The sequence below is a fragment of the Halapricum desulfuricans genome, from assembly GCF_017094465.1.
Taxonomy (GTDB): Archaea; Halobacteriota; Halobacteria; order Halobacteriales; family Haloarculaceae; genus Halapricum.
On the sequence record NZ_CP064791.1, the window covers coordinates 61,584 to 74,090 of the forward strand.

General features: G+C 61.6%; 16 protein-coding genes. 9 read left to right on the forward strand and 7 right to left on the reverse strand.

Annotation, left to right across the window (positions count from 1 at the left end):
* Window positions 1-69: 69 nt before the first annotated feature.
* Window positions 70-687, reverse strand: coding sequence for a YIP1 family protein (locus HSEST_RS00325; RefSeq protein WP_229121588.1), 618 nt, complete (start codon window positions 685-687; stop codon window positions 70-72).
* 96 nt (window positions 688-783) lie between these two features.
* On the opposite strand from HSEST_RS00325, the gene HSEST_RS00330 reads away from it, so the two are divergent.
* The 3 genes from HSEST_RS00330 (at window position 784) to HSEST_RS00340 (ending at window position 1,961) form a co-directional block, all read left to right on the forward strand.
* Entirely contained in the window at window positions 784-1,062 is a 279-nt protein-coding gene (locus HSEST_RS00330; protein WP_229121589.1) for a hypothetical protein, read from the forward strand.
* 66 nt (window positions 1,063-1,128) lie between these two features.
* Complete coding sequence (locus HSEST_RS00335) at window positions 1,129-1,374, forward strand: hypothetical protein (protein WP_229121590.1); 246 nt, start codon at window positions 1,129-1,131, stop codon at window positions 1,372-1,374.
* Window positions 1,371-1,961 (forward strand): stage II sporulation protein M, encoded by a 591-nt coding sequence (locus HSEST_RS00340; protein ID WP_229121591.1) that lies wholly within the window; start codon window positions 1,371-1,373, stop codon window positions 1,959-1,961. Before HSEST_RS00335 ends, HSEST_RS00340 begins: the two co-directional genes overlap by 4 nt.
* A 134-nt stretch (window positions 1,962-2,095) precedes the next feature.
* Here the strand turns inward: HSEST_RS00340 and HSEST_RS00345 are convergent, their stop codons facing one another.
* Complete coding sequence (locus HSEST_RS00345; protein WP_229121592.1) at window positions 2,096-2,719, reverse strand: Yip1 family protein; 624 nt, start codon at window positions 2,717-2,719, stop codon at window positions 2,096-2,098.
* Window positions 2,720-3,186: 467 nt separating this feature from the next.
* Here HSEST_RS00345 and HSEST_RS00350 point away from each other — a divergent pair, with 467 nt between their 5' ends.
* A complete protein-coding gene (locus HSEST_RS00350) occupies window positions 3,187-3,504 on the forward strand; it encodes a hypothetical protein (RefSeq protein ID WP_229121593.1) in 318 nt (105 codons plus the stop codon).
* A complete protein-coding gene (locus tag HSEST_RS00355) occupies window positions 3,505-4,020 on the forward strand; it encodes a stage II sporulation protein M (RefSeq protein ID WP_229121594.1) in 516 nt (171 codons plus the stop codon).
* A gap of 213 nt (window positions 4,021-4,233) precedes the next feature.
* Here the strand turns inward: HSEST_RS00355 and HSEST_RS00360 are convergent, their stop codons facing one another.
* The gene (locus tag HSEST_RS00360) at window positions 4,234-4,710 is read right to left on the reverse strand and encodes an FKBP-type peptidyl-prolyl cis-trans isomerase (RefSeq protein ID WP_229121595.1); all 477 of its coding nucleotides are present in this window, start codon (window positions 4,708-4,710) and stop codon (window positions 4,234-4,236) included.
* Window positions 4,711-4,861: 151 nt separating this feature from the next.
* On the opposite strand from HSEST_RS00360, the gene HSEST_RS00365 reads away from it, so the two are divergent.
* Together HSEST_RS00365 and HSEST_RS00370 are read left to right on the forward strand one after the other, a co-directional pair.
* Window positions 4,862-7,213, forward strand: a complete 2,352-nt coding sequence (locus tag HSEST_RS00365) for a DEAD/DEAH box helicase (RefSeq protein ID WP_229123012.1) — start codon at window positions 4,862-4,864, stop codon at window positions 7,211-7,213.
* Between the two features lie 336 nt (window positions 7,214-7,549).
* Complete coding sequence (locus HSEST_RS00370) at window positions 7,550-7,786, forward strand: hypothetical protein (protein ID WP_229121596.1); 237 nt, start codon at window positions 7,550-7,552, stop codon at window positions 7,784-7,786.
* 35 nt (window positions 7,787-7,821) lie between these two features.
* Here the strand turns inward: HSEST_RS00370 and HSEST_RS00375 are convergent, their stop codons facing one another.
* Complete coding sequence (locus HSEST_RS00375; RefSeq protein WP_229121597.1) at window positions 7,822-8,466, reverse strand: HAD family hydrolase; 645 nt, start codon at window positions 8,464-8,466, stop codon at window positions 7,822-7,824.
* A 78-nt stretch (window positions 8,467-8,544) separates the two neighbouring features.
* Between HSEST_RS00375 and HSEST_RS00380 the strand changes: the two genes are divergently transcribed.
* Window positions 8,545-9,288 carry a topoisomerase DNA-binding C4 zinc finger domain-containing protein gene (locus HSEST_RS00380; RefSeq protein ID WP_229121598.1) on the forward strand — a complete coding sequence of 248 codons (744 nt, stop codon included), beginning with the start codon at window positions 8,545-8,547 and terminating at the stop codon, window positions 9,286-9,288.
* A 31-nt stretch (window positions 9,289-9,319) separates the two neighbouring features.
* Window positions 9,320-10,318, forward strand: coding sequence for a tRNA-intron lyase (gene endA / locus HSEST_RS00385; protein WP_229121599.1), 999 nt, complete (start codon window positions 9,320-9,322; stop codon window positions 10,316-10,318).
* Here the strand turns inward: endA and HSEST_RS00390 are convergent.
* The 3 genes from HSEST_RS00390 to HSEST_RS00400 are packed head-to-tail and all read right to left on the reverse strand — an operon-like array spanning window position 10,299 to window position 12,377.
* Window positions 10,299-11,081 (reverse strand): alpha/beta fold hydrolase, encoded by a 783-nt coding sequence (locus HSEST_RS00390; RefSeq protein ID WP_229121600.1) that lies wholly within the window; start codon window positions 11,079-11,081, stop codon window positions 10,299-10,301. The two genes, endA and HSEST_RS00390, sit on opposite strands and share 20 nt — an antisense overlap.
* A gap of 39 nt (window positions 11,082-11,120) precedes the next feature.
* Window positions 11,121-12,173, reverse strand: a complete 1,053-nt coding sequence (locus HSEST_RS00395) for a quinone-dependent dihydroorotate dehydrogenase (protein WP_229121601.1) — start codon at window positions 12,171-12,173, stop codon at window positions 11,121-11,123.
* A gap of 6 nt (window positions 12,174-12,179) precedes the next feature.
* A complete protein-coding gene (locus HSEST_RS00400) occupies window positions 12,180-12,377 on the reverse strand; it encodes a hypothetical protein (RefSeq protein ID WP_229121602.1) in 198 nt (65 codons plus the stop codon).
* Window positions 12,378-12,507: the final 130 nt, after the last annotated feature.

The following is a 12,507-nucleotide window of genomic DNA, read 5'->3' on the forward strand; positions in this document are numbered from 1 at the left end:
AGCCGCATGCGCCGCCATATGCCTATTCTCACACCGCTAATACAGGAATGCGGGTATCTAGGCGGCGTACTACACGAGATGAGTGAGTTCCCAAACGACCGATGCGAGCGTCGGGATGGCGGCGACCAGCGCGCTCCGTCGCAGGCCCACGTCCGTCGCGTGTTTCAGGGCAAACGCCCAGAGGAAGCCGCGCCAGCAGATGAAACCGACGCTGACGACTCGTATGACCTGGATGGCTGGATGCTGGTTCATTGCCTTTATCTGGGCACGGAGCGCGCCGGATGTCACCGCCTCGGGCACGGTGAAGACGGCGTAGATGGCGAGGAAGCTCGCGACGCCCGCAAACGCAAGCGGGAGGAAGCCGAATCCGGTGAGGAAGAAAATCGTGCGGAACTCGCTGTCGCTGCCGAGCCGCCGAGTGAGCGTGAAAAAGAGGATACTGAAGAGGATCCAGATTACGAAAATCGTGAGTGCAGACGTGAACACGCCGAATGCGCCGCCGATCGCGTAAAACACGGTGAGTGGGCCGTCAGTGCCCGATATGAGTTGGAGGAATACGTATGCGGGGCCGAGGACCGTCGCGAACGCGGTGGCCAACACGACGAGCGTCGCCCGCCGCATTTCGAGCTCGTTCGCCTGTCGTTCGAAGAAGGTATCGGGATCACGGAGGAGGTGCGTCACCCACATATAATGCAATTCTCTCTAAGCAATATAAAATAATTCTGATTTTGAGGATATAGTCAGATTTAACTAATAGTACTATATATAGTTTAGTGTAGCAGTATGACAAAGACTACTACCGAGTACGACAACCGTACCGTCCTCACGGCATTTGCCGTTGGAACCACGCTGTTGGCGCTCTTCGCGACTGCCACGCCTATGAGCGCCGGCGCGTACCTCATCTACCAGGGGAGCACCGCTAGCGGTGCTGCTGCTGCCGGTGGCGGCCTTGCGTCTATCGGTGGCGCAGTTACCGCCTACGGGACGGCGGGATCCGTTAGCACGACTGCCGCTATCGGATTGGGTATGACCGGCGCCGGCGGCGCCGTGGCCCTCGCGTAACCGCCTGCTTTCGCGTCCCGAGCCGTCGGGGCGTCGAACCACTACCAACTCGATTTACATACACGTATGCTCTCAAAACTCGTCGTTGCCTGTGCCGGAGCGCTCCCCCTGGTTGTGTTTTTCTCCGGGGTCTACGAAGAACCAACGCAGCGCATCGCAATTGTAACTGCGAACGTCGGCTTGCTTGTCGGCGTCTTTGTCGCCTATACGAGCGAGGCGGGCGTGCCGTTGCCGTTACGCGTCGCGCTCTACAGCATCGTGGTGCTGTCGCTCGTGTACCATCTCGGGGCCGCCGTCGCGTTGCGGCGATGAGTCACCGTGTCCGGTCGGCGCTCGCTGCACACCGCGACGAATTGGTCGCAGCGACGGCGGTCTACGCGGGGACGTTCCTGCTCGGGTTCGTGGCGTACGTCGCGTTCGGGACGCGAGTCGATGTCGCGGGCTACGAGTCGTCGGTCGCGTCGGCGTCCGCGGCTGCGGGTGTGGGACAGTTCACGTTCCTGCACATACTTGGGAACAACGCAGTCGTCGTCGGCGTGTCCGCGGCTGGCGGTCTCGCGCTCGGTGTTCCGACGCTCGTAAACACGCTTTTCAATGGCTTCGTAATGGGCGTGCTTGGGGGCGTCGTCGCCACCGCGGCGTCACCGGACGTGGCGCTCGCGGCGGTGTTGCCTCACGTCATCGTCGAGGTTCCGGCGTTCCTGCTGGCTGCTGCAGCGGGGTTCAAGCTCCCGCGGGCACTCGGCTCGTACCTAGTTGGGAACACCGAGTACATACTTGACCGGCGGACGGTGCGAGACTCGGCTGTGGTCGCGGTGACTGCCGTCGCGCTCGTGGTCGTCGCCGCCGTGGTGGAGGTCGTCATCACTCCCTGGGTGGTCAATCTCGTCGTGTCCTGACACCCGAACCCGGACCGTCGTGGACTAACACTTCACTACTGTTTTTGAAGTCTGAACGCCCACCAACAGGCTTCTTTGCGACCACGCGCAAACGCGGGGTGGCGCTAGTACTCTTCGAGTGGTCAGCGGCCATTTCAAACGATGTTCCAGAGTGACCAACTAATTGAGACAGCTACTGGGCCAGCGACGGTGATAATTGCTTCTCTGGAGGACAGGCCGCGAATACTCTTTACCGCGTAGAACCAGAGGAATCCCTGCCACACCGCGAAGGGCACTCCAAGGACGTTGGCGAGTACCAGCCAGGGGTTACTTTCTGTCGCCTGAATCGCTTGGGTAAGACCTTCTCCAACTGGTCGTAGTGGGACTTGCGAGAATACGTAGATCGCTGATACGGAACCGATGAAGGCGCCAATACCCGATGGGATGAATCCCCAGCCAATGGCTGCCAAAAGGTCACGGAAGTCCCCATTGCCGCCAAATGGCATCGAATGGAAATAGAATGTCCCTGCAAATGCGAACCAGACCAGGAATGTACCGAAGATCCCCTCAAACAACGTCACTAACCCACCGAGGATAGCGAAGGCTCTCACGGCACCTGGAAACGTATCAATGAATTGTGTGAACGCATAGACGGATCCGAGTATACTTGCGAGAGCAGTCGCCAAGACTATGCCGAACGACCACTTGAGATCCGTCGCCCGTTGATCGTTCTTATAAAACTTACTAGGTGATACTATTACTAACTGAGTACTTCTCATATATTCAGTAACTACTAAAAGATTCTTACTTAACTTCTACGGTATATAGTATATCAATACTTTTTTTAATGCCTTGTCTATTAGAATTCGATGCGGTCAACACAACTATGAACGTGAGCGCACGATTCGAACAGGATTGGGGTATCGCCCTTCTGACAGCCCTCTCTGTCCTAGCAATCCTTCTGTCGGCAGTAGCGGGGCCTCCCGCAGCATACGCTTACAATGAGTATGTCGGTGACGGAGGCGATACTCAGACACGTAATGACGGTGGTGCTTTTATGGGCGGCGCCGCCGCCCTCGGTACCAGTGGGACTGCGATGATCGCAGCCGGTAAGTTCACGGGTTCAACTGCCCTCGCATACGGTGGGGCTACTATCGCCACCGGTGGCGCCGGTTTTGCCCTCTTTGGTGGCGGACTCCTTGCATAGCAATATAACCATCTAAAAATTTATTTATAATTATAAATAATGAATAACAGCACAAATAATATTGGCATCGTGCGGGAAATCACCGCTATTGCAGTGACGATAGTCTATATCGCTGGTGCATACATTTGGTACAAGGATCTTGTCGTGGCCGCGTCACTGGCTGGTGCTGGTGCGGTTATGTCTGGTATTGCCGGCGGATTCATTGCGCTTCTCGTACTACGGCCCGGATTATTTGATGATATCTCAGACGAAAACAACACACGCTTCAGCCCTACCTTAGAAAGGGTTGGTCTTACGATGGGTCTTCTCACTGGTCTGGTCGGTTTCGGCGGTATTATCATCGCGTCCTTCATATAGATGAAGGATAGACTTCGACTCTTGGCCGCCTCTTCCAGTACGACGGTTTTCGGTGTGATTGCCGGTCTTCTCGCAACGAGCGTCTCACGATTGACTGGGATGGAGACATTCGACTACTCGCTATACTTTCTCCCTTCGGATCCGTCCTTTTTTGGTATTCTCTCGAACAATCTTGTTGTCTACGCGACGACTGTTTTGGGTTTTGGGCTCGTAACGCTCGCCAATCTATTTCTGGCTGGGATACCGCTCGGTGTCGAACTTGTCCACAATGATTTCGTCTGGTTGATTATTCCACACGGTATCTTCGAGTTTCCTGCACTCTGGTTTGCCGGTGCGGCTGGACTTCGCATACCCTCCGACCTGGCTCGGTATCTCCAACGCGAGACGGATCGCGTCCTCACCCCGTCGGGTATTCGAATGGTCGTCCGCTATGCCCTTCTCTCGTTGGTTCTATTCGGCGTGGCTGGCCTCGTTGAAACCACCGTTACACGATGGCTCGCTGAATGGGCTACCTGACCGTCCTGACATCCGACCTACGACACGATCGTTTAGCTACTGAGCTTTGCACATTCCACGCCAGAACAGAGCACCATACAGGGCGAATTGCTCGCTGATATTTTCCTTTCGTTTGTTGGTTTACTCATTGATCATGTCTCTGCTGCGCTCTATTCATTTCCATCTCCGAAATACCCTCACCTATTGTCACTTCTCAACCACACATTGCACCGTTCACCCACGAACCTCGACGATTTCGACCTCGAAGGTCAGCGTCTCGCCCGCGAGCTGGTGGTTGAAATCGATCTCGACACTGTCTTCTTTGACGGCAGTCACGTCGCCGTGCAGTCCGTTCTGGGCCTGGACGTGCAATCCGACTGCCGGCTGCTGGCCGACCATCCCCTTGAACGTCTCGGCGTCGTACTCTCTGACGCGGTCTGACTGGTGTTCGCCGTAGGCCTCCTCTGGCGGAACGGTCACGGTCTCGGTGTCGCCTTCGCTCATCCCGATCAGCGCTTCGTCTAACCCCTCGATTATCTCACCCTCGCCGGCGGTAAACGACAGCGCTGCGTATTCTTCGGGCTCGATGTCGGCGGGCTGAGCCAGCCCTGCCTCGATAGCGACCTCGCGTCGGGACGTGTCGAAGATCGTTCCGTCGTCGAGGCGACCGACGTACTCGATGGTCACGCCGTCGCCGGGCTCGATTGGCATACCCGTGGGTGGGAGAGTCCCGAATATAAATCCTGCCGGTCGTTCCCGGTTTTCGCCGTCCGCGTTCCCGCTGGGCCGGTCGCTCCGTAAGCACTATGCCGTCAGACACCCCGGTTCCGGTGTGGCCTCCTACGTAGATGGCGAGACGGAAATCCCCGTTTCGGATGTGCTTCCGGACTTTGCCGACGCCTTCCCCTTCGAGCGGTTCAACCGGATGCAGACCGAGACGCTTCCGGCCCTGCTGGAGCGCGATGACAACGTCGTCGTGAGCGCGCCGACCGCCAGCGGCAAGACGGCCGTCGCCGAGGTCGCGATCTCCGAGACGCTCCGGACGGGCGGTACCGCGCTGTTTATCGCCCCGCTCCGTGCGCTCACCAACGAGAAGGAGCGCGAGTGGGAACGCTTCGAGGAGTTGGGCTACTCGGTGTACGTCGTCACCGGCGAGCGCGATCTCAACCCCCGACGGGCCGAGCGCGCGGACGTGCTCGTGATGACTCCCGAGAAGGCCGATTCCGCCACGCGCAAGCACGACACCCCGCGGTACTCCTTCGTGACCGACATCGACACCTGCGTCATCGACGAGGTGCACCTGCTGGATTCCGAGCGACGCGGGTCGGTCCTGGAGGTGACGATCTCGCGATTCCGGCGGCTCTGTGACCCCCGGATCGTCGCGCTGTCGGCGACGATGCCCAACATCGAGGACGTGGCTGACTGGCTCGACGCCCCGCCGGAGACGACCTTCGAGTTCGGCGAGGAGTACCGCCCGGTCCCGCTCAACGCCGACGTCAAGACCTACACGCACGGCGACAACGCCTTTGCCGACAAGTACCGGCGGCTCTATCGTGCGATGGACCTCGTCGAACCGCATCTCGACGACGAGGGCCAGGCGCTGGTTTTTGTCTCTTCCCGCCAGGACACCGTCCAGGCCGCGAAGAAAGCACGCGACGAGCTGGTCGAACGCGATATTCCGATGGGCGCTCGCGGCGACTACGACTTTCACAACGACGCCGCCGAGTTGAGCAACGACACGCTTCGCCAGTCCGTTCTAGACGGCGTTGCGTTCCATCACGCCGGTCTCTCCCGGGCGGACAAGAATCGCGTCGAGCGGTGGTTCCGCGAGGGGAAGATCCAGTTGCTCTTCTCGACGTCGACGCTCGCCTGGGGCGTGAACCTGCCCGCACGGTGTGTCGTGATCCGAGACACCAAGTATCACGACCCGCTCGAAGGCGAGGTCGATATGAGTCCCCTTGACGTCCTCCAGATGCTCGGGCGAGCGGGCCGGCCCGGCTACGACGACACGGGGTACGCCTGGGTCGTCGCCGATCGGAGCGAGGCCGACAAGTACCGACGCTTGCTCCGGGACGGCAAGGACATCGAATCCCGGCTGGCTGAGGACCTCCCCTCCCATCTCAACGCCGAGATCGCGATGGGAACGATCGACGATCTCGATGACGTACTCTCGTGGCTGGAGACGACCTTCTATCACGTTCGAGCCGAGAGCGCTCCGGCACAATACGACGACGCCGCGAACCTCCGGGAACACGCCTCGACGACGCTGCGCGGCCTGGTCGATCGTGGCTTCGTCGAGATGGACGACGACCTGACCGTCGACGCGACGGCGCTGGGTCGGCTCGCATCGAAGTTCTACCTCCGGCTCGACACCGCTCGATCGTTCGCAGATCTCGCCGAGGACGCCGACGATCTGACCGACGACGGTGTTCTCAGGGCTGTCGCACAGGCTGATGCCTTCGATAGCGTCTCGGCCCGCCAGGACGAGGAAGACGCCGTCGATGCGGTGCTGGGCGGCCGCGCCGACGCGCTCGACCCCGGCCCGCGGAAGGTGTACGCGATCCTCCGTTCGGGCATGAACGGGACGGTCCCTTCGAAACTGAAAAGCGATTCCTGGATCATTCGCCAGAACGCGCTTCGCCTGCTGGCGGCGCTTCGCGCGTTCCTCGATCGGTTCGCGGACGCCAGCGCGGCGAACCTGGCCCGCCGGGTCGAGGCCCGCGTCGAACACGGCCTCAGCGAGGATGCGGTCGCGCTCACGGCGATCGACGGAGTCGGCTCCGGCCGGGCGAAGACGCTTGCGGCCGCCGGTTTCGCGACACCGGTAGACGTACTCGACGCCGACCGCGGGACCCTCACCGCTGCCGGATTGAGTGAGAGCGTCGCCGAACGGGTCCAGGAGCGCGCCCGGGATCTCCCGAAGGTTGTCGTCGAGTGGGGGTCGTTCCCGGAGACGATCGCCCGCGGCGAGAACAGTATGCAGGAGGTGACGGTTCGAAACGTCGCCGGCGGCGCTCGTGCCGGCGTCCGGGTCACGGTCAACGGTGTCGAGATGACCGCGACGGACTGCTATCTCGGCGAGACGACGCTCCCCGTCGGGGTCTTCGGTGGCGACGCCGACGAACTCACGTTCCGGGTCGAGATTGCCCACCCCGAACTCCCGCTGGAACCGGTCGTCGAGACTCGATCCGTTACAGTAATGAACCGCGTATAGTTCTGGTTCGATCTCTCTGTCTGGACTGGTGCTCCCGTTCCTGGCCGATGTCTGTGCCTCCCTGCGACCGCTCACAGCGGACGACCGACGTGGAATTACTTACAACGGCCAATAGCAGGCGGCTTTCGAACGCATTCCTCATCGACTTTTGCTGAAACGCTCTCAGATACCTCGATAAAATGTCTCGGCCGATTTAATAGCATTTTGGCCCTTTGTCAACCTATGACATACCGTCAAGGGCGCCTGAGAAGGCCGATTTTACTCGCGTAAAATGGCGCTAACGGTCGGCTCCCTATATGTGGTGGTGGCACGTATGGATCGACAGGTGTCCCCGCGATGTCAAACGCGTCCCCTAGCAGTCGTCGAGAATCGCTCGGATTGGGTCTGGCGACCGTCAGAGCAACGATCGCCCCGACGGTCCGGTTCGTCGGCTTCTGGACAGCTGTCGTCTTACCGTTCGTGTATATCCCCCTCCTGTTCGCTGGTCTGGACGGTGCGACGATGAACGCGTTCGTTGCCCTCCTCGTCGCACACGTCGTCTCGCTGCTGGTCGGCCGCGAGTACGGCCAATGACGCTTCCGTCTTCTCGGTCTGATTGATCTGACTGGTCACTCGAACTGGTCGAACAGGACCCGCCGCAAGTGCTCGGGGTCCGAGACGACGGTGTCCACGATCTCGGGGTCGATCCCGTCGTGGACGCCGGTGTAGCCGATACATCTGAGCCCGGCAGCCTTCGCGGCTTTCCCCCCGGTCGTCGAGTCCTCGACGGCGACGCTCGTATCCGGGTCCGCGTCGAGCGCTTCGAGCGCCCGCAGGTAGACATCCGGTGCTGGTTTCCCGCTGTCGACGTCTTCGGCACTGGCGACCGCATCGAAGCGCCCCCCGAGTTCGAAGCGATCGAGTACGATATCGATCCACGCGTGCGGTGACGAGGTCACGAGTCCGACGCTGATACCGTCCGCCTGTAGCTCCGACACCAGCGACTCGAACCCGTCCATGAGGGTCACGCGCTCCCCGTAGAGTTCCGCTGCGAGCGTCTCGAACAGCTCGGCGTGACGATCGCTGTCGACGGCCACCTCGTAGTTGTCCGCCAGGTATCCGTAGATCTCCCTGTAGTTCATGCCCATGACTTCCTCCGGATCGACGTCCTGCCCCGGGACAACTTCCGGGAAGAGGTGCTCGGATTCGAGTTGCGGCCAGTACCGCTCCGAGTCGACGACGACCCCGTCCATGTCGAACAGCACTGCGTTCATACTTCCTGTTGAGTGGCCGGCGAGAAATCGATGGCGATCCCCCGAGGGTTTAAATTCGAAGTCGACGCCACCCGCGGTATGCACGACGCGATCACCGTCACGACCGGAGAGTGTACGAGCACGTTCGATGGCAACCGCGTTCGCGCCCACCGCCAGCGCGGTCGGATGACCGTGCTGGTCAAACCCGATAACACCGTGCTGGTCCACGACGCCGACGGCTACCAGCCGGTCGCGTGGCTCACTCGCGCGGAATCGGTCACTATCGAGACCGACCGGATCGAGGCCCGCGACGGCGACCAACACCTCCGGGTCGACGTTCACGAGGAGTACGCACGCGGCCAGTACCCCGCCAGCGCGGCCGGGCGGCCGGTCGGGGACTGTCCGGACTGTGCGGGGACGCTCGTCCGCACTGCGGACGGCGTGTCCTGTACCGGCTGTTCGGTACGATTCGGCCTGCCCGGCGACGCGACCGTCATCGACGAGCGGTGTGACTGTGGACTTCCGCTCATGCGCGTCGAACGCGGGCACGTGTTCGAGATTTGCCTCGATCGGGAGTGTGAATCGATGGACGCGGTCGTCAAGCGTGCCTTCGACCGCGAGTGGGAGTGTCCGAACTGCGGTGGTGACCTCCGTATCCTCCGGCGCAGCGGTCTGCTGGTCGGCTGTGAGAACTACCCCGACTGCGACACCGGCTTTGCGTTCCCGTCCGGAACGGTCGTCGGCGAGTGTGCCTGCGGACTGCCGCTTTTCGACACCGACGGTGGACGGCGCTGTCTGGATGCGACGTGCGATACTGCCGAATTGACCCCGGGCGGACCGTAGCCTCTTTGCGCGTGAGCGGGCTGGATTGCACATGGAACTCACTCTCGACGGATCGACCGTTCGGGGCGGCCGACAGGCGCGCGAGCGGTTCTACGACTCGCGCGGGTACGGGCGCGTCGTCGACGGCGACCTGGCGCTCGCCCCGGTTGAGGCCGCGCACATCCTCTACCGCGGCGATATCGAGGCGATCCGGGACGCCGACTCGGGCGACCGGCTGGACTTTCGGGACCTCCTGTCTTCGGATCTCGTCTCCGAGATCGACGTGCTCGTCTACAAGGACCTGCGCGATCGCGGCTTCTACCTCTCTCCGACCGACGAGGCCGGCGTCGACTTTCTCGTCTATCCTCGCGGCAACGGCCCCTGGGACGATACTGTCGCCTACCGGGTTCGGGCGATCGGCGAACGAACCGACGTTCCCGCTCGGTCGCTGGGCGAGGTCGTCCTCGCCGTCGTCGACGAGGAGTCCGCTATCACCTATCTCGATACCGAACGTCCCGATATCGGGGGTTCGACGCGCGTCGATCCCCCCCGCGATGTCCCAGGCGATCTGCTTGAGGACCGCGTGCTCGTCTGGGACCCGCCGACGGCGCTGTACGAGCGCGGGTTCTACGGCCAACCGCTCGGCGAAGACGGAGCGCCGTTGCAGCTGTCGCTGCTCGAGGCCGCCTTCCTCGCCGGCCGGGGCGTGTTGACGATCGACGAGCGGACGCTCCTCGAACGTGGACGCGAGGTCGAAGGAGACCGCTTCGATCGCCGTCTCGCCGTCTATCGCGCGCTCCGCGATCGGAACGTCGTTCCGAAGACCGGCTACAAGTTCGGCGCCGACTTCCGGACGTACGCCGACGTCGAACACGTCGATGAACTCGGGCACTCGGAGTTGCTCGTTCGTGTCCTCCCGGCCGATCACGCGTTCTCCCCGCGTGATCTCGCGCTCGACGTCCGGCTGGCTCACGGCGTCCGCAAGCGGATGGTGTTCGCACTTGTCGGTGACGACATCGAGTGGCTCTCTGTCACCCGGCTGACGCCCTGAGTGGTGTTTTCGCCTGCCTGAACCACGGGACAGTCACGTTCGCCAGCCGTCGGTGGGCAACGGCGTACGTCGTCCCCGAGGGTTCGTCGCCAGGTTGGCCCGTGTAGCTCCCGAACTGCGTGTGGTTCACCCCCTCTAACTCCCTGATCGTCGCGCTGGCCGGCAGGTTCCCCTTGCTGTTCTCGTAGCTGTTCCAGTCGAGCACCGTATCCTGTTTCCCGACTACGCTTAACGCTCGGAGACCGCTATCGCTGATCGACCGGTCACAGTACGACCCGAACAGGACGACTCCCGTGACCTGCTCCGGGTTTTCGTCCGCATATCGACAGGCCATCGCGCCACCCAGCGAGTGGCCCCCGACGTACCACTGTTCGACGTCGTGCTGTCCGATGACGTCCGCCGCTGCACCCTGCTCGAGGACCGCGAGGTTCAGCGGCATCTTCGTGATCACGACCGTGACGTTTGCCTCGGTAACTAGTGGTGATAGCGACGAGAGATACGCGTCGGGATGGACGCGTGCGCCCGGATAGAACACCAGTCCAACCTCCGACGTTCCGCTTGCGGGACTGAGAACGTAGTCGCCACCCCGCTGTTCGAAGTCGATCCGGTCGTCCGCCTGGGCGGCCTGGATGCTTGCCTCGCTCCCGTGAAACGGCGTCCCGAAATACAGTAAGACGCCAAGTATTGCCAGCAACACGACGACGAGCGTCCAGACAGCCAGGCGTTCGCGGTTCCGCGCCAGCCACGTGCGTACCCGTCCCATCGTCTCTAGGTGGTGGCGATACCGACCTAACGGTACTGGTTACAGATCAGCTCCGACAGCTTCGCTGACACTGTCGAACCCGTCACGTTCGAGCAGCGTCGCCAGACCCTGGTTTATCTCCCGGGCGACAGTCGGGCCACGGAAGATGAACGCCGTGTACAATTGCACCATACTCGCGCCCGCGCGTATCTTCCGGTAGGCGTCCGCAGCGGTGAACACCCCACCCACGCCGATGACCGGTACGTCGGTCCGCTCGGCGACGAACCGAACCGCCTCCGTCGCGGTCTCCTCGATCGGCTTCCCTGACAGTCCCCCCTCTTCGACGCGACCCGGACTGTTGAGACTGTCCGGCCGCTCCGTTGAGGTGTTCGTCGCGATCACGCCCTCGAGGTCGTACTGCGCGACGAGCTCCAGCGTCTCTTCGAGTGCGGGCTCGGGAAGGTCCGGCGAGAGTTTCACTAACAGCGGACTCGCTCCGGCATCCCGGAGCTCGTCGAGAATCGCCTCTAGCGTGTCACGGTTCTGCAGATCCCGGAACCCTTCGGAGTTCGGGCAGGAGACGTTCACGACGAAAAAGTCCCCGCCCTCCGCGACCTGCTCGTAGGCGTACCGATAGTCCGCGGGTGCCTCTTCGGCCGGCGTCCGCTCGTTTTTCGCGAGGTTCACACCGACCGGGCATCCCACGTTGGCCGATCGAAGACGCTTGCCGACGACATCGGCCCCTTCGTTGTTCAATCCCATCCGGTTGACGATCCCTTCGTCTTCGACCAGCCGAAACACCCGGGGACGCGGGTTCCCGGACTGTGGCTCAGCGGTCACTCCACCGACTTCGACGTGTCCGAACCCCAGCCCCCGAAGCGTCCGTGGCACTTCCGCGTTCTTGTCGAAGCCCGCGGCGACTCCGACCGGGTTGGGGAACTCCTGCCCGAACGCCTCGACCCGTAGCCGCTCGTCCTCGACGGCGAATCCCCGCTTTAACAGTCCCGGTAGCGGCGTTCGCTCCGCCATCGCCATCCCCCTGTGGGCGACCGAGTGAGCCGTCTCCGGGGGCAATCGAAACAACAGCGGTCTGACGCGTTCATAGAGGCTCATTTCGACTCAGAAATCGTGTTCGACATCCTCCTGATCGGCTTTCTGGATGATAATCTTGTTGTCCCGCACTCTGACGAAGACCTCGTCGCCGATCTCCATACCTGCGACGGCGAGCTCGTCCTCGTGGAGGTTGATGTGGACGTTGTGATACTCCCCGTCCTCGTCTTTTGCACCACTCGGGCTGAGCTTCTTCTTTCGCACCATCGCGCTATCTTGTCTCGTCCATCGCCGCAGGACATACTTAAGTCTACCGTGCCCCGATTCCGGTGCGTCTCGCAGTTCAACTGCGCGCGAGGTATAACTCCACTCTCTCATACCGCTTTTCCGGCAGATT

What these genes read in the sequence shown, in the direction of transcription:
- HSEST_RS00325 (WP_229121588.1), bottom strand. Translation starts at nt 687, where the DNA reads ATGTGGGTGACGCACCTCCTCCGTGATCCCGATACCTTCTTCGAACGA.
- HSEST_RS00330 (WP_229121589.1), top strand. Translation starts at nt 784, where the DNA reads ATGACAAAGACTACTACCGAGTACGACAACCGTACCGTCCTCACGGCA.
- HSEST_RS00335 (WP_229121590.1), top strand. Translation starts at nt 1,129, where the DNA reads ATGCTCTCAAAACTCGTCGTTGCCTGTGCCGGAGCGCTCCCCCTGGTT.
- HSEST_RS00340 (WP_229121591.1), top strand. Translation starts at nt 1,371, where the DNA reads ATGAGTCACCGTGTCCGGTCGGCGCTCGCTGCACACCGCGACGAATTG.
- HSEST_RS00345 (WP_229121592.1), bottom strand. Translation starts at nt 2,719, where the DNA reads ATGAGAAGTACTCAGTTAGTAATAGTATCACCTAGTAAGTTTTATAAG.
- HSEST_RS00350 (WP_229121593.1), top strand. Translation starts at nt 3,187, where the DNA reads ATGAATAACAGCACAAATAATATTGGCATCGTGCGGGAAATCACCGCT.
- HSEST_RS00355 (WP_229121594.1), top strand. Translation starts at nt 3,505, where the DNA reads ATGAAGGATAGACTTCGACTCTTGGCCGCCTCTTCCAGTACGACGGTT.
- HSEST_RS00360 (WP_229121595.1), bottom strand. Translation starts at nt 4,710, where the DNA reads ATGCCAATCGAGCCCGGCGACGGCGTGACCATCGAGTACGTCGGTCGC.
- HSEST_RS00370 (WP_229121596.1), top strand. Translation starts at nt 7,550, where the DNA reads ATGTCAAACGCGTCCCCTAGCAGTCGTCGAGAATCGCTCGGATTGGGT.
- HSEST_RS00375 (WP_229121597.1), bottom strand. Translation starts at nt 8,466, where the DNA reads ATGAACGCAGTGCTGTTCGACATGGACGGGGTCGTCGTCGACTCGGAG.
- HSEST_RS00380 (WP_229121598.1), top strand. Translation starts at nt 8,545, where the DNA reads ATGCACGACGCGATCACCGTCACGACCGGAGAGTGTACGAGCACGTTC.
- endA (WP_229121599.1), top strand. Translation starts at nt 9,320, where the DNA reads ATGGAACTCACTCTCGACGGATCGACCGTTCGGGGCGGCCGACAGGCG.
- HSEST_RS00390 (WP_229121600.1), bottom strand. Translation starts at nt 11,081, where the DNA reads ATGGGACGGGTACGCACGTGGCTGGCGCGGAACCGCGAACGCCTGGCT.
- HSEST_RS00395 (WP_229121601.1), bottom strand. Translation starts at nt 12,173, where the DNA reads ATGAGCCTCTATGAACGCGTCAGACCGCTGTTGTTTCGATTGCCCCCG.
- HSEST_RS00400 (WP_229121602.1), bottom strand. Translation starts at nt 12,377, where the DNA reads ATGGTGCGAAAGAAGAAGCTCAGCCCGAGTGGTGCAAAAGACGAGGAC.